Source organism: Nocardioides ultimimeridianus (assembly GCF_054777895.1).
In genome coordinates, this window is the sequence record NZ_BAAHAB010000004.1 from 36,304 (window position 1) to 61,411 (window position 25,108).

21 protein-coding genes and 1 tRNA gene are annotated in these 25,108 nt (G+C 71.9%); 20 read left to right on the forward strand and 2 right to left on the reverse strand.

The window, feature by feature from the left end:
• Window positions 1-96: 96 nt before the first annotated feature.
• The 12 genes from ACYU8V_RS02580 to ACYU8V_RS02635 all read left to right on the forward strand — a co-directional run bounded on the left by ACYU8V_RS02580 (window position 97) and on the right by ACYU8V_RS02635 (window position 12,661).
• Window positions 97-1,845: an FAD-dependent oxidoreductase gene (locus ACYU8V_RS02580; RefSeq protein WP_460844913.1), complete on the forward strand. Its 1,749-nt coding sequence runs from the start codon at window positions 97-99 to the stop codon at window positions 1,843-1,845.
• Complete coding sequence (locus tag ACYU8V_RS02585; RefSeq protein ID WP_460844915.1) at window positions 1,842-2,696, forward strand: MlaE family ABC transporter permease; 855 nt, start codon at window positions 1,842-1,844, stop codon at window positions 2,694-2,696. The genes ACYU8V_RS02580 and ACYU8V_RS02585 overlap by 4 nt, the downstream gene beginning before the upstream one ends.
• A gap of 1 nt (window position 2,697) precedes the next feature.
• Window positions 2,698-3,552: an ABC transporter permease gene (locus ACYU8V_RS02590; protein ID WP_460844916.1), complete on the forward strand. Its 855-nt coding sequence runs from the start codon at window positions 2,698-2,700 to the stop codon at window positions 3,550-3,552.
• A gap of 5 nt (window positions 3,553-3,557) precedes the next feature.
• Complete coding sequence (locus ACYU8V_RS02595; protein WP_460844917.1) at window positions 3,558-4,727, forward strand: MCE family protein; 1,170 nt, start codon at window positions 3,558-3,560, stop codon at window positions 4,725-4,727.
• A complete protein-coding gene (locus tag ACYU8V_RS02600) occupies window positions 4,724-5,755 on the forward strand; it encodes an MCE family protein (protein WP_460844919.1) in 1,032 nt (343 codons plus the stop codon). The genes ACYU8V_RS02595 and ACYU8V_RS02600 overlap by 4 nt, the downstream gene beginning before the upstream one ends.
• Window positions 5,752-6,735 (forward strand): MCE family protein, encoded by a 984-nt coding sequence (locus ACYU8V_RS02605; protein WP_460844921.1) that lies wholly within the window; start codon window positions 5,752-5,754, stop codon window positions 6,733-6,735. The genes ACYU8V_RS02600 and ACYU8V_RS02605 overlap by 4 nt, the downstream gene beginning before the upstream one ends.
• A complete protein-coding gene (locus ACYU8V_RS02610; RefSeq protein WP_460844922.1) occupies window positions 6,732-7,952 on the forward strand; it encodes an MCE family protein in 1,221 nt (406 codons plus the stop codon). Before ACYU8V_RS02605 ends, ACYU8V_RS02610 begins: the two co-directional genes overlap by 4 nt.
• Before the next feature lie 8 nt (window positions 7,953-7,960).
• Window positions 7,961-9,166, forward strand: coding sequence for an MCE family protein (locus ACYU8V_RS02615; protein ID WP_460844923.1), 1,206 nt, complete (start codon window positions 7,961-7,963; stop codon window positions 9,164-9,166).
• Entirely contained in the window at window positions 9,166-10,467 is a 1,302-nt protein-coding gene (locus tag ACYU8V_RS02620) for an MCE family protein (RefSeq protein ID WP_460844925.1), read from the forward strand. Before ACYU8V_RS02615 ends, ACYU8V_RS02620 begins: the two co-directional genes overlap by 1 nt.
• A gap of 8 nt (window positions 10,468-10,475) precedes the next feature.
• Window positions 10,476-11,030, forward strand: coding sequence for a hypothetical protein (locus tag ACYU8V_RS02625; RefSeq protein ID WP_460844926.1), 555 nt, complete (start codon window positions 10,476-10,478; stop codon window positions 11,028-11,030).
• Window positions 11,027-11,506: a hypothetical protein gene (locus ACYU8V_RS02630; protein WP_460844928.1), complete on the forward strand. Its 480-nt coding sequence runs from the start codon at window positions 11,027-11,029 to the stop codon at window positions 11,504-11,506. Before ACYU8V_RS02625 ends, ACYU8V_RS02630 begins: the two co-directional genes overlap by 4 nt.
• A gap of 210 nt (window positions 11,507-11,716) precedes the next feature.
• The gene (locus tag ACYU8V_RS02635; RefSeq protein ID WP_460844930.1) at window positions 11,717-12,661 is read left to right on the forward strand and encodes an FUSC family protein; all 945 of its coding nucleotides are present in this window, start codon (window positions 11,717-11,719) and stop codon (window positions 12,659-12,661) included.
• Here the strand turns inward: ACYU8V_RS02635 and ACYU8V_RS02640 are convergent.
• On the reverse strand, window positions 12,627-13,022 hold the full coding sequence (locus ACYU8V_RS02640) for a thioesterase family protein (RefSeq protein ID WP_460844932.1): 396 nt from the start codon (window positions 13,020-13,022) through the stop codon (window positions 12,627-12,629). The two genes, ACYU8V_RS02635 and ACYU8V_RS02640, sit on opposite strands and share 35 nt — an antisense overlap.
• A gap of 165 nt (window positions 13,023-13,187) precedes the next feature.
• On the opposite strand from ACYU8V_RS02640, the gene ACYU8V_RS02645 reads away from it, so the two are divergent.
• The 4 genes from ACYU8V_RS02645 to nrfD all read left to right on the forward strand — a co-directional run bounded on the left by ACYU8V_RS02645 (window position 13,188) and on the right by nrfD (window position 19,858).
• On the forward strand, window positions 13,188-14,399 hold the full coding sequence (locus tag ACYU8V_RS02645) for a PucR family transcriptional regulator (RefSeq protein WP_460844934.1): 1,212 nt from the start codon (window positions 13,188-13,190) through the stop codon (window positions 14,397-14,399).
• A 64-nt stretch (window positions 14,400-14,463) separates the two neighbouring features.
• The gene (gene fdh, locus ACYU8V_RS02650; protein WP_460844935.1) at window positions 14,464-17,760 is read left to right on the forward strand and encodes a formate dehydrogenase; all 3,297 of its coding nucleotides are present in this window, start codon (window positions 14,464-14,466) and stop codon (window positions 17,758-17,760) included.
• Complete coding sequence (locus tag ACYU8V_RS02655; RefSeq protein ID WP_460844937.1) at window positions 17,760-18,770, forward strand: 4Fe-4S dicluster domain-containing protein; 1,011 nt, start codon at window positions 17,760-17,762, stop codon at window positions 18,768-18,770. Before fdh ends, ACYU8V_RS02655 begins: the two co-directional genes overlap by 1 nt.
• Complete coding sequence (nrfD, locus tag ACYU8V_RS02660) at window positions 18,767-19,858, forward strand: NrfD/PsrC family molybdoenzyme membrane anchor subunit (RefSeq protein ID WP_460844938.1); 1,092 nt, start codon at window positions 18,767-18,769, stop codon at window positions 19,856-19,858. The genes ACYU8V_RS02655 and nrfD overlap by 4 nt, the downstream gene beginning before the upstream one ends.
• A 2-nt stretch (window positions 19,859-19,860) precedes the next feature.
• Here the strand turns inward: nrfD and selD are convergent, their stop codons facing one another.
• A complete protein-coding gene (selD, locus tag ACYU8V_RS02665) occupies window positions 19,861-20,844 on the reverse strand; it encodes a selenide, water dikinase SelD (protein WP_460844940.1) in 984 nt (327 codons plus the stop codon).
• Window positions 20,845-20,881: 37 nt separating this feature from the next.
• Here selD and ACYU8V_RS02670 point away from each other — a divergent pair.
• The 4 genes from ACYU8V_RS02670 (at window position 20,882) to ACYU8V_RS02685 (ending at window position 25,098) form a co-directional block, all read left to right on the forward strand.
• Window positions 20,882-20,977, forward strand: a tRNA-Sec gene (locus ACYU8V_RS02670).
• A 40-nt stretch (window positions 20,978-21,017) separates the two neighbouring features.
• The gene (selA, locus tag ACYU8V_RS02675) at window positions 21,018-22,322 is read left to right on the forward strand and encodes an L-seryl-tRNA(Sec) selenium transferase (RefSeq protein WP_460844941.1); all 1,305 of its coding nucleotides are present in this window, start codon (window positions 21,018-21,020) and stop codon (window positions 22,320-22,322) included.
• Between the two features lies 1 nt (window position 22,323).
• Window positions 22,324-24,102: a selenocysteine-specific translation elongation factor gene (selB, locus tag ACYU8V_RS02680; RefSeq protein ID WP_460844942.1), complete on the forward strand. Its 1,779-nt coding sequence runs from the start codon at window positions 22,324-22,326 to the stop codon at window positions 24,100-24,102.
• 138 nt (window positions 24,103-24,240) lie between these two features.
• Window positions 24,241-25,098, forward strand: coding sequence for a formate/nitrite transporter family protein (locus ACYU8V_RS02685; RefSeq protein WP_460844943.1), 858 nt, complete (start codon window positions 24,241-24,243; stop codon window positions 25,096-25,098).
• Window positions 25,099-25,108 lie beyond the last annotated feature (10 nt).

Sequence of the window (25,108 nt, forward strand, 5' to 3'; positions counted from 1 at the left end):
CAACGCCGAGGTGAATGTTTGGCCGCTGACCCCAAGCCGTGTGGTGACCGTCACTGGTGGGATGACTGCTCCGCACCGCCCGAGCCAGGAGGCACCATGTCGAAGCACGAGTACGACGTCGTCGTGATCGGGTCCGGGTTCGGCGGCTCGGTCACCGCCCTCCGGCTGACCGAGAAGGGCTACCGCGTCCTGGTCCTGGAGGCGGGCCGCCGGTTCGCCGACGAGGAGTTCGCGAAGACGTCGTGGGACGTGCGCAAGTTCCTGTACGCACCGCGCCTCGGCTGCTTCGGGATCCAGCGCATCCGGCTGCTGCGCGACGTCGTCGTGCTCGCGGGTGCCGGCGTGGGCGGCGGCTCCCTGGTCTATGCCAACACCCTCTACGAGCCGAAGTCGGACGCTTTCTACACCGACCCGCAGTGGGCCCACATCACCGACTGGAAGCAGGAGCTGGCGCCGTACTACGACCAGGCCAAGCGGATGCTGGGCGTCGTCACCAACCCGACCGTCACCGCCTCCGACGAGATCATGAAGCAGGTCGCCGACGAGATGGGCGTGGGGGACACCTACCGCCCGACCCCGATCGGAGTCTTCTTCGGCCCGGACGGGACCAAGCAGCCCGGGACGTCCTTCGCCGACCCCTTCTTCGGCGGCACCGGACCCGAGCGCACCGGGTGCACCGAGTGCGGCGAGTGCATGACCGGCTGCCGGCACAACGCCAAGAACACGCTGCTGAAGAACTACCTGTACCTCGCCGAGAAGGCCGGCGCCGAGATCCGCGAGCGCACCACGGTCGACGCGATCGTGGCGCGTCCCGGGGGCGGCTACGACGTGGTGACGCACCGCAGCGGCGCGTCGGTGCGTCGCACGACGGCGACGGTCACCGCCGCGCAGGTGGTCCTGGCCGCCGGCACCTGGGGGACCCAGGAGCTGTTGCACGGCGGCGCGCGGTCGGGCGACCTGCCGCACCTCTCGTCGCGGCTCGGTCACCTCACGCGCACCAACTCCGAGGCGCTGTGCGCGTCGAGCACGAAGATGCGGAACAAGGACAAGTACGACTTCCACCACGGTGTCGCCATCACCTCCTCGATCCACCCCGACGACGTCACGCACGTCGAGCCGGTCCGCTACGGCCACGGCTCGGGCCTGATGGGTCTGCTGCTGACGCTGATGACCGACGGCGAGGGCCGCGGTCCGCGCTGGCTGCGCTGGGTCGGGCAGGCGCTGCGCCACCCGCTGCTGCTGCTCTCCACGGTCGGCGGTCTCGGCAGCTGGCCGGAGCGCACGATCATCGCGCTGGTCATGCAGACCAGCGACAACTCGATCACGGTGTTCCCGAAGAGGCGCCGGCTCGGGCGGCTCTCGAGGATCAGCCTCACGTCGAAGCAGGGTCACGGTGAGCCCAACCCGACCTGGATTCCCGTCGGCAACGAGGTCGTCCGCTCGATCAGCACCAAGATCGACGGCGGCTCCTACGGCACCACCGGCGAGATCTTCAACATCCCGATGACCGCCCACTTCCTCGGCGGCTGCCCGATCGGCGACTCCGCCGAGACCGGCGTGATCGACCCCTATCACCGCGTCTACGGCCAGCCGGGCCTGCACGTGGTCGACGGCGCCGCGATCTCGGCGAACCTCGGCGTCAACCCGAGCCTGACCATCACCGCCCAGGCGGAGCGGGCGATGGCGCTGTGGCCGAACCACGGCGAGCCGGACGCCCGTCCCGAGCTGGGCGCGACGTACGCCGACGTGCGCGCGGTCAGCCCCAGCTTCCCCGTCGTACCGCCCACCGCGCCGGCGGCCCTGCGGCTCCCGCTCACCGTCATCGGCGGGGGAGCCTGCTCGTGACCGCCACCACGCCACCGGTCGCCGACCGGTCCGGACCCGCCGGGATGTCCCCGGGTGCCCGCGCGATCGCGAAGGACGCGTTCCAGGGCACGATGATCTTCAAGACCTTCAGCACCTTCGGTGACTTCTACGGCTTCGTGGGCAGGACCTTCAAGACGCTGTTCACCACGAAGTTCCACTTCCAGGAGTTCATCTCCCAGGCGTGGTTCATCACGACGGTGTCGCTGGTGCCCGGCCTGCTGGTCTCGATCCCGTTCTGCGTGGTGATCATCTTCCAGGTCAACCAGCTGCTCATCCAGATCGGCGCGGTCGACCTGGCCGGCGCGGGAGCGGCCGTCGCGGTGGTCCGCGAGATCGGGCCGATCGTCTCGGTCCTCGTGGTCGCGGGTGCGGGAGCGACCGCGATCTGCGCGGACCTTGGGTCGCGCAAGATCCGCGAGGAGATCGACGCGATGGTGACCCTCGGGATCAACCCGATCGAGCGCCTGGTCGTGCCCCGCGTCGTGGCGTCCACGCTGCTGGGCGTGGCGCTGAACGGCATGGTGACCGTGGTCGGCCTGCTCGGCGGCTACTTCTTCTCGGTGGTGCTCCAGGGCGCGACGCCCGGGCTCTACCTCAACGACCTGACCCTGCTCGTGCAGCTGCCCGACTTCCTCGAGGCCGAGATCAAGGCGGCTGCCTTCGGGCTGCTCGCCGGCCTGACCGCCTGCTACCTCGGCCTGAACGCCAAGGGCGGGCCGAAGGGCGTGGGCGACGCGGTGAACCAGACCGTGGTGTTCGCGTTCATGCAGCTGTTCGCCACCAACAGCGTGCTCAGCGCGCTGTTCCTGCAGCTGAAGCTGGGAGCCTGAGATGTCCGACCACGCCCTGGGCAAGGAGATGGGCGGCAAGGCCCTCAAGATGATCGGCAGGCCGGCCGGAGCGCTGCGCGAGCTCGGTGACCAGCTCGCGTTCCACGGCCGCTCCTACAGCCACTTCCCGATGGTGATCAAGCACTACCCCAAGGAGATCGTCCGGCTGCTCGCCGAGGTCGCCCTCGGCTCCGGTGCGCTGGCGATGATCGGCGGCACCGTCCTGGTGGTCGGCTTCCTGACCGCCGCGGCCGGCGTCGAGGTCGGGCTGCAGGCCTACACCTCCTTCGACAACATCGGCGTCTCGGCGCTGAGCGGGTTCTTCTCGGCGTACTTCAACACCCGCGAGGTGGCCCCGATCATCGCGGGCGTCGCGCTCACCGCGACCGTCGGTGCGGGCTTCACCGCCCAGATCGGCGCGATGCGGGTGAGCGAGGAGATCGACGCGCTCGAGGTGATGGCCGTCCCGTCGGTGCCGTACCTGGTGACGACCCGGATCCTGGCCGGGCTGATCGCGGTGGTGCCGCTGTTCACCATCTCGCTGATGACCTGCTGGCTCGCGACCCGGCTCGTGGTGACGGTCGGCTACCACCAGCCGCCCGGGACCTACCAGCACTACTTCGACACGTTCCTGATCCCCAGCGACCTCTTCCTGTCGATCCTGAAGGTGCTGATCATGGCGCTCGTCATCGTCTCGATCTGCTGCTACCACGGCTTCCGGGCCAGCGGCGGTCCCGCCGGAGTCGGCCGCGCGGTCGGCAGCGCCGTCCGCTCGGCCCTGATCTGCTCCATGTTCGTCGACCTGGTCTTCGGTATCGCCATCTGGGGCGGTCCGTCGGTCCACATCGCGGGGTGAGCGACATGCATCTCCTCGACCGCAAGACCCTCTACGGGATCGTCTTCGTCCTGCTCATCGCCGGCGTCATCGCCGCGACCATCGCGAGCTACAAGGGCGTGTTCCAGTCCACCGTCCCCGTCGACGTGCACACCGGCCGCGCCGGGCTCACGCTCGCGCACGGCGCACCGGTGAAGTACCGCGGCGTGCAGGTCGGTCACGTCGACACGATCACGACCGACGGCAGGAGCGTCGACGTACGCCTCGCGATGAACTCCGGCGACGTCGCCCGGGTGCCGGCGGCGGTGACCGCGCAGATCGTGCCGCCCACCGCCTTCGGCGGGAAGTACGTGCAGCTCACGTCGGCGGCCGGCGCGGGCACCGCCAGGATGGCGGCCGGTGACGTCATCGACGCGACCCACGTGACCGTGGAGGTCGACGACGCCTTCGAGAACCTCACCGCGGTGCTGAACGCGGCCCACCCGGCACAGGTCAACCAGGCCCTCTCGGCGGTGGCGGGCGCCGTCGACGGCCGTGGCGAGCTGATCGGCAGCCTGATCACCCAGACCGACACCTACCTGCGCTCGCTCAACCCGTCGCTGCGGACGCTGAGCTCCGACCTCGGTCGCACCGACGACGTCGTCGACACCTATGCGCGCTCCGAGCACGACCTGGTGAACACCTTCGCCAACCTCGGTACGACGTCGCAGACCCTCGTGCAGCAGCAGGCCTCGCTCCAGGCGCTCGAGCTCAGCCTCACCTCCTTCAGCGGCAAGGCGGACACCTTCCTCGGGCTCACCCGGCACGGCATCGTCACCAGCCTCACCACGCTGCGGCCGGTGACCGCCGTCCTGGCCCGCTACTCGCCCGAGCTGCCCTGCACGATCCTCGGGCTGGCGTCGGTGAACCGGCTCGCCGAGGCGGCCGTCGGCGGCACCAACCCCGGCGTCACGACGATCAGCCGGTTGGTGCCCGGACGCGACCCGTACACCTACCCGGGGAATCTGCCGACGCTCGGCGAGGATCGCGGCCCGGCCTGCTACGGCCTGCCCTACGTCACCCCGGGCGAGGCGGCGCGGCCCGCAACCAGCTTCCGCACCGGCGCCAACCCCTATGCCACCGGTACGTCGACCGCGACCAGGCAGGACTCGCTGACCGCGCTGTTCGGCCAGCTCGCCGGCGGGAGCGCGCGATGAGGGGCAGCAGCGCACTGCGCAAGCGCGAACGCGCCGACCTGATCAAGTTCACGATCTTCCTGCTCGTCGCGGCGATCTTCACCGTCTGGGTCGGCATCATCACGGCGTCGTACCGACCGGGGAGCCGGAACTCCTACCACGCGGTCTTCGACGACGTCTCCGGCCTGAAGGTGGGCGACGAGGTCCGGGTCGCCGGCGTCGACGTCGGCAAGGTGCAGGACATCGAGGTGCAGCCCGACAACTCCGTCGACGTCACCTTCAGCGTGGCCGACCACCAGCGCCTGAACACCGCCACCGACGCGACCATCCAGTACAAGAACCTGATCGGGGAACGGGTCGTGCAGCTCTCCACCGGCAACCGCAACGCGCCGCCGCTCGCGGTCGGCGGCACCATCCCGGTCTCCCGCACCAAGCCGGCCCTCGACCTCGACGACCTGCTCAACGGCTTCAAGCCGCTGTTCGCGGGCTTGAGCACCGCTCAGATCAACGAGCTGTCCGGCGAGCTGGTGCAGGTGCTGCAGGGCCAGGAGTCCGCCGTGAGCACGCTGATCCAGCACGTCGCCTCGTTCACCACCGCCATCGGGTCGCGCGAGCAGGTCGTCGGCCAGGTGATCGGCAACCTCAACGCCGTGCTCGGCACCGTCGACCAGCGCCGCGGCGCCCTCGGTCGGCTGATCACGAACCTCTCCCGGCTCGTCGTGGGCCTGCAGCACCAGGACAAGCAGGTCATCGGCGCAGCGACGCAGATCGTCCCGTTGGCGAACGAGGCCGCGACGCTGCTGCAGTCGGCGCGCTCCGGGCTCGGCACCGACCTGACCCGGCTCACGGTCGCCGCGCGCGGCGTCAACAAGAACGCCGGGACCCTCGACCAGGTCCTCGCTCAGCTGCCGAAGCACTACGCGCTGATCCAGGACACGGCCTCGTTCGGCAGCTTCTTCAACTTCTACCTCTGTGGGGTCCAGGTGCTCACCGACATCCCCGGCACGATCCCGGTCGCGTCGTCCGGAGCTGCGAGGTGTGCCCGATGAAGACGCCCGGCAGCCTCGCCGTCCGCGGCATCCTCGGCACGCTCGTCATCGTGCTGGTCGTGCTCGCCAGCCTCAACCTGAACAAGCTGCCCCTGATCGGCAACAACGACGTGATCCACCTGGAGTTCGCCGAGGCCGGCGGTCTCAAGGCCGGCGACGTGGTGCTGGTCTCCGGAGCACAGGTCGGGAAGGTCCGCTCGATCCGGATCGAGGGCACCCACGTGGTCGCCGACGCCGTCATCACCGACAGCAAGCTCCGTCTCGGCGACGAGACCACGGCAGCGATCATCACCATCACCCTGCTCGGGCGGGCCGGCGTGCAGCTGGTCCCGGCGGGCAGCGGTGACCTGCAGGCCGGTGACACCATCCCGGTCGAGCGGACGTCCTCGCCGTACGACATCACCAGCGCGCTCAACGAGCTCACGGTGAAGACCTCCGCGATCGACAAGTCCCAGCTCAAGGGAGCGCTCGAGCAGCTGTCGACGACGCTCGACACCTCGCAGAGCTCCGTCGGCCCGGCGCTGCGCGGCATCGTCTCGCTGTCCTCGGCGATCTCCAGCAACGACGCGAACCTGCGCTCGCTGCTCGGCCACGCCAACAGGGTGACCGCCGTCCTGGCCAGCAGGAACAGGGAGATCACCCCGCTGCTGACCTCCGGCCGTGCGCTGCTCGCCGAGCTCACCGCCCGCCAGTCCGTCGTCGTGGCGCTGCTGCGCGACGGGCGCCGGCTCGCGAACCAGCTGCGCCTGGTGCTGGCCGAGAACGACGGCCGCCTCGGGCCGGCCCTCGATGAGCTCGACCGGCTGCTCGGCGTACTGAACAGGAACCGGAAGAACCTGCAGGCCACCATCACCGGGCTGCGCGGGTACGCGACGGCGTTCGGCGAGGCCATCGGCAGCGGGCCCTGGTTCGACGCCTACGTCCAGAACCTCACCTCGCCGGGAACCCTGGCACCGATCATCTCGGGAGTGACCCAGTGAACGCGCTCGCCCGGATCCTCTCCCCGCGCCGGATCGTGGCTCTGACCGCGGTGCTGCTCGTCGCGGTGGTCGGGTTCAAGCTGCTGCATGACGGCAGCTCCACCACGATCAAGGTGACGTTCGCCAGCGGCGAGGGTCTGTACGTCGGCGACGACGTCAAGGTCCTCGGGGTCAAGGTCGGCAAGGTGACGGCCCTCGAGCCGACCGACGGCGGCGTGGTCGTCAGCCTGTCGGTCGACTCCGGCCAGCCGATCCCCGAGGACGCCCGGGCGGCCATCGTGTCGCCCAGCCTGGTCAGCGGCCGCTTCGTCCAGCTCACCCCGGCGTACGCCGGCGGACCGAGGCTCGGCGACGGCGACTCCATCCCGGAGGCGCGCACCGCGGTGCCGCTCAGCTTCGACGCCGTCAAGCAGCAGCTGACCGACCTGACCACCGCACTCGGTCCGCAGGGCGGCAGGAAGGGTGCCCTCGCCACCGCCATCGACGCGATCGACCGCAGCCTGCGACACGGCAACGCGACCCAGCTGCGCAACGCGATCCGCGAGCTGCGCGGCGCCGCGAGCTCGCTGTCCAACGGGCGCGGCGACCTGTTCTCGACGATCGCCAACCTCAACACCTTCACCCGCAACCTCGCGCTGAACGACGCGGCGGTCCGCGGCTTCACCCAGCAGCTCACCGGCGCCAGCGGCGTCCTGGCCGCCAACCGGCGCAACCTCACCGGCGTCATGCGTGACCTGGGCACCGTGCTGCGCACGACCAGGACGTTCTTCCGGCACCACCGCGCCCGGCTGACCCGCTCGCTGGGTGACCTGAACACCACGGCGGCGACGATCGCCTCGCGGTCCAATCAGCTCGCCGGGGTGCTGCACGTCGCACCGCACTCGCTGGTCGACCTGTCCAACATCATCGAGAACCAGGCGATCACCGCCCGCGCCGCGCTCGCCAACTTCGACAATGTGCCGCAGCTGATCTGCGGCTCGATCATGGGATCGGGTGGCACCGCCGCCCAGTGCTCGGCGGCGCTCCAGCCGCTGCTGAAGCTGCTCGGCCTGTCCAGCCTGTCGGTCCCCGGCATCCCGCACGGCGGCACGACCGCGACGGGGCCGGGCACGGCGAAGGGTGGCGGGTCCGGTGGGCTCGGGGGCACGGTCCAGGGCACCACCCAGGGCCTGGACGGGCTGCTGTCCGGCCTGCTCGGAACGGGAGGCCAGCGATGAGGCCAGTGATGAGGGGCCTCCGCGGCTGGCGCCGCAGGGCCGCCGCCGGCGTCGTGCTCGTCGGGCTGACCGCCTCGGGCTGCCAGATCCAGCCGAACGACAACACCCTGCCCGGGCAGGTGGGGGTGGGCAGCGACGGCTACACCGTGACCGTCCACTTCAACCAGGTCGAGAACCTGGTGCCGAACTCCACGGTCCAGAAGGACGACGTCACCATCGGCACCGTCGCCTCCATCGACGAGGAGGACTGGCAGGCGGTCGTCACCCTGCGGCTGCGCAAGGACGTGCCCCTGTCGAAGGACGTGATGTTCTCGATCGGTCAGAAGACCCTCCTCGGCGCCCAGTACGTCGATGTCACCGACCCGGTCGGGGCGCGCTCCGCGGCCCGGCTGGCCGACGGCACCGTGGTCCCCGCCTCGCAGACCGGCAGCTACCCCTCGACCGAGCAGGTCCTCGGCGGCGTCGCGCTGCTGCTCAACAACGGCGGCCTGTCCCAGATCAGCACCATCACCGGCCAGCTCTCGACCGCGCTGCACCAGCGGGTGCCCGACACCAGGGCCTTCGTGCGGGACGCGAACCGGCTGCTCGGCGTACTGGACCGCAACAAGGGTGCCGTCGTCACCGCCCTCGACTCGCTCAACCGGCTCAGCAGCAGCCTGCGCGACGACAGGGACCGGATCGGCACCGCGATCGACCGGATCGCCCCCGGCCTGAAGGTCCTCGAGCAGGAGCGGGTGCGACTGGTCCGGGCGCTCACGGCGGCCGGCCATGCGAGCGTCCGCGCGGTCGGCGTCGTCCGCGCGAGCCGGCAGGCGCTGCTCGGCAACGTGAACGCGCTCGTCCCGATCCTGACCAACCTCGGCAAGGCCAGCAGCCGGCTGCCGGATGCGCTGAAGATCGGGCTGACCATCCCGTTCCCGGCGATGACCACCGCGAACGCGGTCCGCGGCGACTACGCGAACCTGTTCCTCACCCTCGACCTGCGCACCGGGAGCCTGCCCGACGTCGGCCGGCTCCTCGGCGGGCTGCCGATCGCGAACCAGCTCACCGACCCGGTGCAGGCTCCGCTCAGCGGAGGCACGAGCTCCGGCAGCACGGCGAGCGGGGCCGGGAAGCACCGCTCCCCGCAGCCGTCGGCCACGCCTGGGCCGAGCACGACGCCGAGCACCCCGGCGGGCTCGTCCTGCCTCCTCCAGCTGATCGGACTGTGCTGATGCTCCTCACCAGACTCGTCAAGAACCAGCTGCGGATCTTCACGGTCCTGGCCGCGTTCGCCATCGGGATGACGGTGTTCGTCTACGCCCGGATCCCGGCCATGGTCGGCGTCGGCGTCTACAACGTCTCGGTCGACTTCAACGACGCCAGCGGTCTCTACCCCAAGGCGCTGGTGACCTACGAGGGCGTCAAGGTCGGCCAGGTCGCCTCCCTGGAGCTGTCGCCGACCGGCACCGTCGCCGTCCTGCGCATCGACAACGGCACCAGGATCCCGGCCGACGCCATCGCCCAGCTGCACAGCACCTCCGCGATCGGCGAGCAGTACGTCGACCTCACCGGCACCGGCACCGAGAGCGGCCGGTACCTCGCCGACGGCGCCGTGATCCCGCCCGACCGCGCGATCGAGATGCCCCAGATCACCCCGGTCCTCGACAAGCTCAACACGCTGCTGAGGTCGGTGCCGAAGCAGCAGACGACCCGGGTGCTCGACGAGGTCGGCCAGGGACTCGGCGGCACCGGTCGCGACCTCGGCGGTGTCATCGACTCCACCAGCATCCTGCTCGCCGCCGCGCAGCAGCAGGTCGACGCGACCACCTCGTTGATCGCCTCGCTGCAGCCGGTGCTCGGCACCCAGGTCGCGCTGAGCCGCTACACCGGCGCCTACGCCCGCTCGCTGGACGCGTTGTCGACGGCGGTCGCCACGCACGACGGCGACCTGCGCGGGCTGCTGGCGAACGGGGCGCCGGGCCTCGACTCGCTCAGCTCGACGATCGACAGCCTGCAGCCGATCCTGCCCACGCTGCTGACGAACCTGACCACCGACGCCTCGGTGCTGCGGACCTACCTCCCCGAGCTGAAGGAGACGCTGGTCGTCTACCCGGCGACGATCGCCCGGCTGCAGTCCTCGGTGAACCCGCGGGCCGCCGAGGGTGACGTCCAGCTCGACATCCGCACCACGTTCGACGACCCGGCCACCTGTACGACGGGCTACCTGCCGCCGGCCGAGCGCCGCAGCCCCGCCGCGCGCGAGACCCGCAAGGTCGACACGCTGGCCCACTGCGCGGTCGCGTCGTCGAACCCGATGGTCGTGCGCGGCGTACGCAACCTGCCGTGCCCGAACTCCTCGTCCCGCGGCCCGCTCCCGTCCTCGTGCGGGATCCGGTTCCGCGGGGCGCGCCAGCTCGTCTCCCCGTCCGCGACCACCGCCTACGACCTGGCCCTGGGCCGCGGCACCTCGACCACCCCCTCCGGCAACAGCTGGAAGATCCTCGTCCTCGGACCGTTGGGACTGACCCCGTGAGCGACACCATGACCGAATCCAGCACCACCTCCAGCACCACCTCCAGCACCGCGCCGCTCGATCCGAGCGACGCCGCGCGCGGCCTTCGCGGCCGCTGGCGGGAGACCGCGGCCGGCGTCGTCGCCGTCGCGCTGCTCGCCATCGCCGGCTGGCGCGGGTATGCCTGGTGGCACCTGGACCGGCAGCAGGACGACCGGGCCGCGGCGATCACGGTGGCGTCCGCCGAGGTGACCGGGCTGATCAGCATCAACGCCTCCACCTCGCAGGCCGACATCGACACGCTCCTGGGTCGCGCCACCGCCGACTTCAAGGCACAGCTCGGCAAGCAGTCCGAGAGGCTGCGGAAGGCACTCGACAGCAACAAGGTGTCGGCGACCGGTTCGGTGGTCTCGGCCGGCATCGCGTCGTACGGCGACGACCGGGCGACCGTCATCGTCGCCGCTGCCGGCACGGTGAGGAACAGGAGCACGGCCGCCGCGCAGCCGCGCAACTACCGACTGCAGGTCAGCCTGCAGAAGACCGACGGCACCTGGCTGGTGTCGGGACTGGAGCTGGTGTCATGAGCAACCCGCGTACCCGCGCGGCCGCCATCGCGGCCGTCCTCGCGCTCGCCCTGGCCGCCGTCGTGATCACGTTCCTCGGCGCCCGCGGTGCCCAGGCGAGTGCCGATGCCCGCACCGACGCGCTCGCCGCGGCGAAGACCCGGGTGCCGGCCCTGCTGTCCTACCGCGTCGAGAGCCTCGCGTCCGACCTCGCGGTCGCCAACCAGCAGACCACGGGCAGCTTCGCCGCCGACTACGCCAAGATCCTCTCCAGCGTCGTCCGGCCGACCGCCACCAGGAACGGCATCAGCACCGACGCCGAGGTCTCCAGCGCCGGCGTCGTCTCCGGCGACGCGGACGAGGTCGTGGTGCTCGTCTTCCTCACCCAGACCACCACGAACAAGGCCCAGCGCCAGTCGGTCTCCGGGAGCCGGGTCGAGGTCACCATGCAGCACACCGGCGACACCTGGAAGATCGCCGGGCTGCAGCCGGTCTGACCGGGGAGGGCGTGGCGGCGGTCCGCTGAGCGGCGGGGCGAGGAGCGGGACAACGGCGGTTGTCCGACCCGCCAACGAGGTGGCGGACACCCGGCGGCGTACGGCACTATCGGCGCCACTGCCGCACTGCGAGAAGGTGTGAGAACAATGACGAGCGCCGTCCGCCTGCGGCCCGGGGTCTCGGCCAGCGACCGGGCCCACGCTGTGCGGGTGGCCGCAGGGCTCGTCGTCCCTGGTCTGTTCCTCGTCGCCCTCGACCGCCCGGCACTCATCATCTACGCGGTGTTCGGATCGTTCACCGGGATGTACGGCCGGACCGACTCGCGGGTCGTCCGGCTGCTGCACCAGTCGCAGGGAGCGCTGCTGCTGCTGACCGGGACCGCGGTCGGGATCCTGCTGGCCCACGCCCATGCCGGAGCGCCGACGGTGATCGTCGCGGCGGCCGCCTACTCGGTCGTCGGCTCGCTGGTCGCCGACTTCTTCGCGCTGCGCCCGGAAGGCCCGTTCTACGGGATCTTCGCGCTCGGCGCCCTGGCCGGCGTGCCACCGACGTTGCTGGACCCGGTCGCGGCCTGGCTCATCGCCGCCGCCGCCGCGGCGATCGCCATCGGCATCGGCCTCACCGGCGGTGACGCCAACCCGGTCACGCCGCGCGCGGTGACGCAGGCGTTCCGGCAGCAACGGGTCCGGGCGCGGCCCGCGGCCCTGCTGCACGCCGTCCGGTACGCCGTGGCCGTGGCGCTCGCCGGCTGCCTGGCGCTCGTCGTCGGGCTGAGCCATGTCAACTGGGCGATCGCCGGTGCCGCGGTGACGCTGGCCGCGGCCGACCCGCGCGGCCGGTTCTGGCGAGGGGTGCAACGCATCGTGGGCACCGTCGCGGGGCTGGGCATCACCGCGCTGCTGCTCGCATCGGGCCTGGGTCCGCGGTCCCTCGCGGTGGCCGTCGTGGTCCTGCTGTTCCCCGCCGAGCTCTTCATGGCGGCGAGCTACACGCTCGCGCTCGGCTTCTTCACCCCGATGATCATGCTGATGACCGAGCTGGCCGCGCCGATCGGCGTGCGGGAGCTGATCGAGACCCGCGCACTGGGCACCATGCTCGGGGTCCTCTGCGGCTTCGTCGTCACCTACGTGATCCGCGATCGGACCCGTCCGTAGCCACCTGGCCGAGCCGGTCGAGGAAGGTCCTGCGGTCCACGATCGCGCGGGTGACCGTCCCGCGTGCCAGGAGGCGGCCACTGACCGGCTCCACGGCCGTCACGTCGTAGTCGATCCAGCGGGCGGTCTGCTCGCGGATCGTCGCCGTGACGCTCACCGCGCTGCCGACCGGCGACGGTGCGAGGTGCTCGAGCTCGACCGCCGTGCCCACGGTGGTCTGGCTCTCGTCGAGGAGCGCCTGGGACACGTCGCAGGTCGCGGCCTCGAACCAGGCGAGCAGCCGCGGCGTACCCAGGCACGAGACGTCTCCCGACCCGATGGCGGCAGCGGTGTCGGACGCGTCGACGTGGTGGTCGGGCATGTCCTCGGGATATCACGGCCCGCATGCGCCCCGGAATCGCTGCGGTCGAGGACTGTGGGGGAGGACAAGCGACGCTGTCGGCATCGACGTCTCTCGTACGCCGAGGAGGGGTCCGCCACGCGGTACATTCGCGGCCATGCTGCGGTGCGATGCCAGGTGGTCCTGATGGGTGCTGTCGGGGAGCCTGTGCTGGCCGAGCTGGCGGCCTGGGCCGAGGACGAGCTGCCCGTCCTCGTCGCGCAGGCCTGCGCGATCGTGCGCGAGCGGATCCCGCTGTACGCGAGCGGCGACCTGGTCTCGGCCGCGGAGCTGGCCCGATCGGTCAACCAGAACATGCGGTTCATGGTCACGGCGCTCGCCGATCCCGAGGCTCCGCTGGACTTCGAGGTGCCGAGGGCGACCGGCCGCCGGCGCGCCGAGCACGGTGCTCCGCTGCCCGAGGTCCTGCAGGCCTACCGGATCAGCTTCGCGACGCTGTGGGACGCACTGGTCGCCCGCGCGCGGGCCGGCGACGTCGCCTCGTCGGAGTCGGTGCTGCTCGATGCCGCGAGCCGGGTGTGGCAGGTGACCGACGAGCACGCGGTGGCGGTGACCGAGGCCTATCGGCTGACGACCGCCGAGCTGATGCTCAAGCAGCAGCGGCGACGTGGCGCGCTGGTCGAGGCGGTGCTCACCGGCCAGACCGCGTCGGAGGCGGGGCCGTGGGACGCGGCGGCCCTGCTCGGGCTGCCGCCGGACGGGGACCTGGTCGTGGTCGCCGCCGAGACCCGCCGGCTCGCCGAGGAGGCGCTGCCGGGCATCGAGGCGGCGCTGGGGGCGGCCAACATCGCTTCGGCCTGGCGGCTGACGCCCGCGCTGCAGCTCGGCATCGTCGCCGTGCAGGAGAAACGGGTCGAGGAGATGCTCGAGATCCTCGGCTCCGTCGCCCGGACACGCGTCGGCGTCAGTCCGCGCTACCGCGCCATCGGCGGCTCGCCGCGAGCGCTCCAACTCGCCCGCGCGGCCCTCACCATGCGACCGGCGGGGTCGACCGGGGTGACGATGTTCGCCGACAGCCCGCTCGCGGCGCTCATGGCCCAGTCGCCGTCCGAGGGCGACCGGCTGGCCGAGGAGGTGCTGGGGAGCGTGCTGGCGCTCGCCGCGGACGACCGCGACGCGCTGCTCGACACGCTGTCGGCGTACCTCGACGCCGCCGGCTCCGCCGAGGCCGCCGCGACGGTGCTGCACTGCCACGCCAACACGGTCCGCTACCGCCTGCGCCGCATCCAGGAGCTGACGGGTCGCTCGACCTCGGACGCCTTCGCCCTCGCCGAGCTCGCCGCGGCGTCGTACGCCGTGAACATGGCGCGGGGCCGGCGGGCTCACAACCGCCTTTGATGCTGCGGACAAACCCGCCACGGCGCTCTTCTGCACGGCACCGTGCCGCGGCTAGTGTCGAACCATGGCGTCCATGAGTCCCCTCGAATGGCCGGTCCTGCGCCAGCTGCGCTCGGGTGACCGCTTCGGCCGTGGGCCTGCGGTGCAGTCCGCCCGGACGAAGGCGACGGAGTCACGCAACGCGACGGCCGACCGGGTCGTGCAGAGCGTGTGCCCCTTCTGCGCCGTCGGGTGCGGGCAGAAGGTCTACGTCAAGGACGAGAAGGTCATCCAGATCGAGGGCGACCCGGACTCGCCGATCTCGCGCGGCCGGCTCTGCCCCAAGGGCTCCTCGAGCGCGCAGCTCGTCAACAACCCGCTGCGCACCACCACGATCCGCTACCGCGCGCCGTACGCCACCGAGTGGACGGACCTGGACCGCGACGTCGCGATCGACATGATCGCCGACCGCTTCGTCGAGGCCCGGCGCCGCGGCTGGCAGGACCTCGACGACAAGGGTCGCAAGCTGCGGCGCACGATGGGCATCGCGTCGCTCGGCGGGGCCACCCTCGACAACGAGGAGAACTACCTGATCAAGAAGCTCTTCACCGCCGCGGGAGCGATCCAGATCGAGAACCAGGCCCGTATTTGACACTCCGCCACGGTTCCCAGTCTGGGAGCCTCGTTCGGCCGCGGAGGCGCCACCCAGTCCCTGCAGGACATGGCCAACGCGGACTGCATCGTCCTGATGGGCGGCAACATGGCGGAGGCCCATCCCGTGGGCTTCCAGTGGGTGACGGAGGCGAAGGCGCGCGGCGCCCGCCTGATCCACGTGGATCCGCGCTTCACCCGCACCGGTGCCGTCGCTGACCGCCACATCGCGATCCGGGCCGGGTCCGACATCGTGCTGCTCGGCGCGCTGATCAACCACATGCTCAGCAACGAGCTGTACTTCCGCGAGTACGTCGTCGCCTACACGAACGCGGCGACGCTCATCAACGAGGAGTTCCGCGACGCCGAGGACCTGGACGGCCTCTTCTCCGGCTTCGACCCGGAGACCGGCACCTACGACCGGTCGACCTGGGCCTACGACACCGAGGGCGACGCGATCCGGGACCACGGAGCCGACGTCGAGCACGGCGCCAGCGCGGGGGAGCGGGCCGCGGGGGACGAGCACGGCTCCGGAGGGCCCTCGCTCGAGCATGCGAACGTCCTGCGCGACGAGACCCTGGAGCATCCCCGGTCGGTGTTCCAGATCCTCAAGCGGCACTACACCCGCTACACCCCGGAGATGGTCGAGAGCATGTGCGGCATCAGCCGCGCCGAGTTCGCCTACCTGGCCGACTCGATCGCCGCCAACTCCGGGCGCGAGCGCACCACGTGCTTCGGCTACGCGACGGGGTGGACCCAGCACACCCAGGGAGCCCAGTTCATCCGCACCGCCGCCATCCTGCAGCTGCTGATGGGCAACGTCGGCCGTCCCGGCAGCGGGATCATGGCACTGCGCGGCCACGCCAGCATCCAGGGCTCCACGGACATCCCGACGCTGTTCAACCTGCTGCCCGGCTACCTCCCGATGCCGTCCGCCGGGCTGCACGACACCTTCCGCGACTGGGTCGACGGCATCGCGTCCAAGAAGCAGAAGGGCTACTGGGCCGACGCCGAGAGCTACGCCGTCAGCCTGCTCAAGGCCTACTTCGGCGACGCCGCCACCGCCGAGAACGACTGGTGCTTCGACTACCTGCCCCGGCTCAACGGCCCGCACAGCACCTATCAGACGTGCATCGACATGCTCGAGGACAGGGTCGACGGCTACTTCATCCTGGGCCAGAACCCGGCGGTCGGCTCGGCGAACAGCCGCCAGCAGCGGCTGGCTATGTCGCACCTGAAGTGGCTGGTCGTGCGCGACCTCAACATGATCGAGTCCGCGACCTGGTGGAAGGAGGGCCCGGAGATCGCGTCGGGTGAGCTGCGCACCGAGGACATCGCCACCGAGGTCTTCTTCATGCCGGCCGCCACGCACGTGGAGAAGGCGGGGTCGTTCACCCAGACCCAGCGGATGGTCCAGTGGCGCCACCAGGCGGTGCAGCCGCCGGGCCAGGCCCAGAGCGAGCTCGACTTCTTCTACGAGCTCGGGCTCAGGATCCGCGAGCGGCTGGCCGGCTCCACCGACGAGCGCGATCGACCGCTGCTCGACGTCACCTGGGACTACCCGCTCGACGAGCACGGCAACCCGGACCCCGAGGCGGTCCTGTCGGAGATCAACGGCTACTACGTCGACGGTCCCGACAAGGGCAAGAACCTGACGTCGTACACCCAGATGCGCCCCGACGGCAGCACCGCCGGCGGCTGCTGGATCTACACCGGCGTGTACGCCGACGCGACCAACCACGCCGCTCGCCGTACGCCGGGCGGCGGACCGGGCATCACCCAGTCCGAGTGGGGGTGGGTGTGGCCGGCCGACCGCCGGATCCTCTACAACCGTGCCTCCGCGGACCCCGACGGCAAGCCGTGGAGCGAGCGCAAGAAGTACCTGTGGTGGGACGAGGAGCAGGGCCGCTGGGTCGGGCCCGACGTACCGGACTTCCCGGTGGACCGGGCGCCGCACGCCCGGCCGGACCCGGACCTGGGCGGTGCCGCCGCGCTCGCCGGCGACGACCCGTTCATCATGCAGGCCGACGGGAAGGGCTGGCTGTTCGCGCCGCACGGCCTGGTCGACGGCCCGCTGCCGACGCACTTCGAGGCGCAGGAGTCGCCGGTCGGCAACGCGCTCTACGGTCAGCAGCAGGCACCCACACGCGTCATGTTCGCCCGCGAGGACAACCTGGACGCGCCGAGCTTCGGCGACCCGGGTGCCGGCGTCTACCCGTACGTGTTCACGACCTATCGGCTCACCGAGCACCACACGGCCGGTGGCATGAGCCGCTGGTCGCCGTACCTCGCCGAGCTGCAGCCGGAGATGTTCTGCGAGATCTCCCCGGAGCTGGCCGCCGAGCGCGGTCTCGAGAACGGCGGGTGGGCCACGATCATCTCCCCGCGTGCCGCCATCGAGGCGCGGGTCCTGGTGACCGAGCGGGTCAAGACCCTGACGATCAACGGCCGTGAGGTCCAGCAGGTCGGCCTGCCCTACCACTGGGGCCAGGGCAGCGACGCGGTCGTCGAGGGCGACGCCGCCAACGACCTGATCGGCGTCACGCTCGACCCGAACACCCAGATCCAGGAGTCGAAGGTCGGCTCCTGCGACGTCATCGCCGGCCGCCGGCCGCAGGGCGCCGACCTGCTCGCGCTGGTCCGGGCCTACCAGGAGCGCGGGGGAGTCACCATCGAGACCGACAACATCCGCATCACGCGGCATGCCGAGCACGTCGAACAGGAGGACTGATGGGGCAGCTCGCGGGGCCGACCGACCCGATCGCCGACGTCGACTGGCACACCCACCACCAGCGCAAGGGGTTCTTCACCGACACCTCCATCTGCATCGGCTGCAAGGCGTGCGAGGTCGCCTGCAAGCAGTGGAATGAGAACCCGCGCGACGGTGACCTGGAGCTGACCGGGTGGTCCTACGACAACACCCAGGCGCTGGGCGCCTCGACGTGGCGGCATGTGGCGTTCATCGAGCAGGGCGCCGAGCGGATCGCGGAGGCGAAGGCGTCGGGGCGGGCGCTGGTCGAGCTGGGGATGCCCACCCTGCGCGCCGCCGACGGCGCGGGCGCACGGACGCCGACCGAGGCGGGCTCCGAGCCGTACGTGCCCGACACCCCGGAGTTCCGCTGGTTGATGGCCTCCGACGTGTGCAAGCACTGCACGCACGCCGGCTGCCTGGACGTGTGCCCGACGGGAGCGCTGTTCCGCACCGAGTTCGGCACCGTCGTCGTCCAGGCCGACGTCTGCAACGGCTGCGGGACGTGCGTGGGCGGGTGTCCCTTCGGTGTCGTGGAGCGACGCAGCGACGGTACGGCGGCGCCGACGACCCGCGAGGGCCAGCGCAAGGGCGAGCAGCCCGACGTCCCCAAGCGAGGCGTCGCCCAGAAGTGCACGCTGTGCTACGACCGGCTGCTCGACGACGAGACGCCGGCGTGCGCGAAGACCTGTCCGACCACCTCCATCAAGTTCGGCGACCACGACGACATGGTCGCCCAGGCCCGCGAGCGCGTGGCCGAGCTGCACGCGCAGGGCATGACCGAGGCCCGCCTGTACGGCGCCAACGAGCTCGACGGCGTCGGCGGCATCGGCTCGGTCTTCCTGCTCCTCGACGAGCCGGAGGTCTACGGTCTGCCGCCGGACCCGCGCGTCTGCACCGCCGACCTGACGACCATGTACAAGCGTGCCGGGATGGCGATGCTGGGCATGGTCGGAGCAGCCACCCTCTCCTTCCTCAAGGGCCGCCGATGAGCACCTCGCCGTACGACAGCGTCCGCCCGCCGGAGATGCCGCGCAAGCGGCGCGGCGGCATGCGCAAGCGGGCCGCCGGCCTCCGCTCCGGCGGCAACGGCAACCACGAGGAGTCGATGGTCCCGCCCGTCGAGTTCAGCTCCTACTACGGGCACAACATCGTCAAGCCGCCGCCGTGGGAGTGGCCGGTGGCGCTCTATCTGTTCGTCGGTGGCGTCGCCGGCGGCTCGGGCGTCATCGCCGCCGGTGCGCAGCTGACGGGACGCGAGACCCTGCGCCGCAACGCCCGGCTCGGCGCGATGACCGCCGTCGGCATCTCCGGAGCGGCCCTGGTCGCCGACCTGGGCAAGCCCTCGCGGTTCTACAACATGCTGCGCACCTTCAAGGTCACCTCGCCGATGAGCGTCGGGTCCTGGATCCTGACCGCGTTCAGCCTCGGCCTCAGCGGGGCCGTGGCGAACGAGGTCGACCGGATGATGGGGGAGCGGCTGCCGCTCGGCCCGCTGCGCAGGCTGCTGCGGATCATCGAGGGCCCGGCCGGCCTGGAGGCGGGGCTGTTCGGTCCGCCCTTGGCCGGGTACACGGCCGTGCTGCTCGCCGACACCGCCGTACCGACCTGGAACGGTGCGCACCGCGACCTGCCGTTCGTCTTCATCAGCTCGGCGTCGCTGGCCTCCGGCGGTCTGGCCATGATCACCACGCCGGTCGCCGAGACCGGCCCGGCCCGTCGGCTGGCGCAGCTCGGCGTCGTCGGCGACATCATCGCCATGAAGTACATGGAGAGCCGGATGGACCCGGTGCTGCTCGAGCCCCTGCACCACGGCACGCCCGGAAGGCTGTTGAAGTGGTCGGAGCGGCTGGCGATCGCCGGCGGCGTCGGCTCGCTGTTCGCCGGACGGTCGCGGCCCGTCGCGGTGGCCTCGGGGCTCGCGCTGATGACCGCCTCGGCGTTCACCCGGTTCGGGGTGTTCGAGGCCGGCCTGCACTCCGCGAAGGACCCGCGCTACACCGTCGAGCCGCAGAAGCGGCGCCTGGCAGCCCGCCGCGCAGCAGGCATCACCGACGACTCGATCACCACGGCCGGCTGACCTCAGCGGATCTCGATGACCCCGGAGGTCGTGGTGTGGCCGATCACCGGGTAGCCCGGGACCTCGCCGACCACCAGGAGCCCCCCGGAGGTCTGGGCGTCGGCGAGCAGCAGGAGGTCCTCCTCGGCGACGCCGTCGGCGCGCAGGGAGGGCCGCACCCAGTCGAGGTTGCGGCGCGTTCCGCCCGACACGTGGCCGGCGTCCAGCGCGGCGCGCACCCCCTCCACGAGCGGTACGGCGCCGCGGTCGATCACCGCACCGACCCCCGAGGCGCGGCACATCTTGTACAGGTGCCCGAGCAGGCCGAACCCGGTGACGTCGGTGGCGGCCCGCGCGCCCGCGGCCAGCGCGGCCACGGACGCGTCGCGGTTCAGGGTGGTCATCACCTCGACGGCGGCGGCCGACACCTCGCCGGTCTGCTTGTGCAGGTTGTTGAGGATCCCCACGCCGATCGGCTTGGTCAGGGTGAGCGGCAGTCCCGCCTCGGCGGCGTCGTTGCGCAGCAGTCGAGCGGGGTCGGCGACGCCCGTGACGGCCATGCCGTACTTGGGCTCGGGATCGTCGATGGTGTGCCCGCCGATGACCGGGCAGCCCGCCTGCCGGGCGATGTCGAGGCCGCCGCGGAGGACCTCGGTCATCAGCTCCATCGGCAGGACATCGCGCGGCCAGCCGACGAGGTTGATCGCCATGATCGGCGTACCGCCCATGGCGTAGATGTCGGACAGCGCGTTCGCGGCGGCGATCCGGCCCCAGTCGTACGCGTCGTCGACGACGGGCGTGAAGAAGTCGGCGGTCGAGAGCACGGCGATGTCGCCGACGCGGACCGCGGCGGCGTCGTCGCCCGCGTCCAGCCCGACCAGGACGTCGGCCCCCACCTGCCCGGTCAGGCCGCGGACGGCGTCCTCCAGCTCGCCCGGTGGGATCTTGCAGGCGCAGCCGCCACCATGTGCGTAGCCGGTCAGGCGGATCGTGTCGGCGGTGCTCACCATCAGGAGGTTAGAGCAGTAGGTTGGTGGCCCGCGTGGAGGCGTCTGGGTTCCTGGTGGGCCCCCCGGTCTTCAACACCGAGGAGGCCGAGCATCTCGGTCTGGCGGGTTCGATTCCCGTCCGCCTCCGCCACGCGGCCATGGTCCAGTGCACGCATCGGGAGGGTCTGTCGATGAGCGAGGTCGATCCCCGGCGGCGGATCCCGCGGACCGACGCCCTGCTCGAGCTGCCCGAGGCGCTGGCGGCCCGCGAGCGTTGGGGCGAGGCGGTCGTGCGCTCCGTCGTCGTCGCCGCGCAGGATCGCGCGCGACGCGGCGAGCTGCCCCCGGAGGACGTCGCGGCCGCGGTGCAGGAGTCCCTGGCGTCCCGGCGCGCCGCCAGCCTCACCCCCGTCATCAACGCGACCGGAGTGGTGGTCCACACCAACCTCGGCCGCGCGCCGCTGTCCGACGACGCCGTGGCGGCGGTCGTCGCCGCGAGTGGGTACGTCGACGTGGAGCTCGACCTCGCCACCGGCCTGCGCTCCGGGCGCGGCACGGCGACCCGGGCCGCCCTGCTGCGGCGCTGTCCCGCGGCCGAGGACGCGCTCGTGGTCAACAACGGCGCGGCCGCCCTGGTGCTGGCGACGACGGCCCTGGCCGCCGGCCGGGAGGTCGTCATCAGCCGGGGCGAGCTCGTGGAGATCGGTGCCGGCTTCCGGCTGCCCGACCTGATCGCGTCCACCGGGGCCCGGCTGCGGGAGGTCGGGACGACCAACCGGACCCACCTCGGTGACTACCTCGCCGCGATCGGCCCCGAGACCGGGTGCGTGCTCAAGGTGCACCCGAGCAACTTCCGGGTCGAGGGCTTCACCAGCGAGGTGTCCCTGGCGGAGCTGCGTGCCCACGTGGAGGTGCCGCTCGTCGCGGACCTCGGCAGCGGGCTGCTCAAGCCGGACGCCACGCTGCCCGACGAGCCGGACGCCACGACGGCGCTGGAGGCGGGCGCCGACCTGGTGATCGCCAGCGGCGACAAGCTGCTCGGCGGACCGCAGGCCGGGCTGCTGCTCGGCCGTCGCGACCTGGTGCAGCGACTGGCACGGCATCCGCTCGCGCGCGCCGTACGCGTCGACAAGCTGACCCTGGCGGCGCTGGAGGCCACGCTCAACGGGGCGAGCGTGCCGGTGGAGCTCGCGATCCATGCCGACGCGGAGCTGCTGCGGCGGCGTACCGCTGAGCTGGCGGCAGAGCTCGGCGTGGACGTGGTCCCGCACGACGGTCGGGTCGGAGGGGGTGGGGCGCCGGGACACCCGCTGCACGGCTGGGCGCTGGCGCTTCCCGAGGCCGCCGCCGCACTGCTCCGGGCAGCGGACCCGGCGGTCCTCGCCCACACCCGGGGCGGGATGTGCCTGGTCGACCTCAGGTGCGTCCCGGAGCGCCAGGACACCGTCGTCGCGAAGGTCGTCGCCGAGGTGCTCGCCCGGCTGGGGGACGCCTGACGTGCACGTCGTCGCGACCGCGGGTCACGTCGACCACGGCAAGAGCACGCTGCTGCGCGCGATGACCGGGATGGAGCCGGACCGCTGGGCCGAGGAGCGGCGGCGCGGCCTGACCATCGACCTCGGCTTCGCCTGGACCACGCTGGCCTCGGGTCGCGACGTGGCCTTCGTGGACGTCCCCGGCCACGAGCGCTTCCTCGGCAACATGCTGGCGGGTCTGGGCCCCACCCCGGTCGTGCTCTTCGTCGTCGCGGCCGACGAGGGCTGGCGGGCACAGTCCGGCGACCACCGGGACGCGGTCGCGGCGCTCGGCATCGAGCACGGCGTGATCGTCTTGACCCGCGCGGACCGGGCACGGGGGTCGACCGACGACGTCCTGGCCGAGGTACGCCGGGAGCTGGCCACCACCGGTCTCGCCGACGCGCCTGCGGTGACGGTGTCGGCGGTCAACGGCACCGGCCTGGCCGACCTCGACCGGGCGCTCGACGGGGTGCTCGCCCGGCTCCCGGAGCCGCGCGTCGACGGCCGGGTGCGCATCTGGGTCGACCGCGCCTTCAGCATCACCGGAGCGGGCACGGTGGTCACCGGCACGCTGTCCTCGGGCACGGTCCGGGTGGACGAGCGCCTCCGGCTCGTCGGCGCACAGGGCGACCGGACCGTCACCGTGCGCGGCCTGCAGAGCGAGGGCCGGCCCGCGCCGGCGTTGGCGCCGGTCAGCCGGGTCGCGGTCAACCTGCGCGAGATCGCCGCCGACGACGTGCAGCGCGGCGACGCGCTGGTCACCCCGGGCGCCTGGTGGACCAGCGCCGTCGTGGACGTGCGGCGGGTCGGGAGCGGCGACGGGTTCGACCGGGTGCCCGAGCACGTGACCGCCCACCTCGGCACGCTCGCCCTCGCGGCGCGCCTGCGGCCCTTCTCGGCGGACCACGCCCGGCTCACCTTCGACCGAGCGGTGCCGGTCGGTGTGGGGGACCGGCTGGTGCTGCGCCAGCCCGGGGAGCGCATCCTCGGCGGCGCGCTGGTGCTCGACGTCGACCCGCCCGCGCTGCGCCGCCGCGGCGATGCCGCGCGGCGCGGTGCGCAACTGGCGGCGCTCACCCCGGAGTCGCGGCTCGCCGCCGAGGTCACCCGGCGCGGCGCGGTGGAGCGGGAGCTGCTGCGCCGCCTCGGCATCACCGGCGACGTACCGGACCAGGTGCTGGACGAAGGGGGGTGGCTGGTCGACCCCGGGGCCGTCGAGGCGTGGTCCGCACGCCTCCGCGAGCTCGTGGCCGAGGTCCACCGCACCCAGCCGCTGTCCCCGGGGCTGAGCCGGTCGGCGGCCGGCGACCTGCTCGGGCTGCCGACCGACGCGCTCCTGGACCGCGTCGCCGCCGCGGCCGGCGTGGCCAGTCGCGACGGCTACCTCCACGAGCCCGGCCACGACGGTCTCGGCGCTGCCGAGCCCGCGATCGCCGCTCTCGAGGCGCGGCTCGCGGAGCACCCCTTCCGGGCGCCGGAGGCGGACGACCTGGCCGCCGCCGGACTCGGTGCCCGCGAGCTCGGCGCCGCCGAGCGGGCCGGTCGCCTGCTGCGGCTCGGCGACGGCGTGGTGCTGCTGCCCGACGCTCCGGCGCGAGCGATGCGGGTCCTGGCCGGCCTCCAGCAGCCGTTCACGACCAGTGATGCCCGGCGCGCTCTGGACACGACCCGGCGGGTCGTCATCCCGCTGCTCGAGCACCTCGACCGGCGCGGCTGGACCCAGCGGCTGGACGGTGTCCTGCGCCAGGTGGTCCGGTAGACCAACCACCTTTGTCGGGTCCGACCAATCTTGCTCCGATCGGCGCGGTGGGTCTTGCCGGTCGCGGCGCCCTGCGGGAACGTCGGGCGGTGTCATCGCGCACCGTGACGGCACGGTGCTCGGGAGAGGACGGCCAGGATGAGTGGATACAACACGCCTCCGGAGACGGTCGTCGCGGCCGTCGCGTCGGGTGAGGCCAAGGCCAACCAGCGCGTGTCGACGATGGTCGTCAGCGGCTTCCTCGGCGGCGCCTACATCGCCTTCGGCGGCCTGCTCGCCATCGTGTCCAGCTCGGGACCGGCCGCCCACTGGGGCGGTGCCACCAGCCTGATCACCGGCGTGGTGTTCAGCCTCGGCCTGATCCTCGTCGTCATCGCGGGCTCGGACCTGCTCACCGGCAACTTCATGCTGCTGCCCCTCGCGGCCATGGCACGCCGGATCACCCCGAAGCGCCTCGCCCTCAACTGGGCGGTCGTCACGGTGATGAACCTGGTCGGTGCGCTCGTCGTGGCGTACTTCATCGCCTACCAGACCGGTGTCGTCGGGAGCCACGCCACCGACCTCGCCCACCTCGGATCCGGAGCGACCCCGACCTCCTCCGACGCCGCCTACGAGCGCCTCGCGGCGATCGCGACCGGCAAGGCGCACATCGAGTCGCACCTCCAGGTCCTCCTGCGCGCCATCGGCTGCAACTGGCTGGTCTGCCTCGGCGTCTGGCTGGCGCTCGCGGCCAAGGACGTCGGCGGCAAGATCCTCGGCATCGTCTTCCCGATCACCGCGTTCGTCGCCCTCGGCTTCGACCACGTGGTCGCCAACATGTTCTTCCTCCCGCTCGCCCTGTTCGCCGGTGTCCCGGACGTGACGCTCGGCAACACGCTCGTGAACCTCCTCCTCGCCTTCGTCGGGAACCTGGTCGGCGCCGCGGTCTTCGTCGCGGGCGCCTACTGGGCGATCTACGGCAGGACCGTCGCCGAGCTCGCGGACTCCACCACCTGATCGGAGCGGT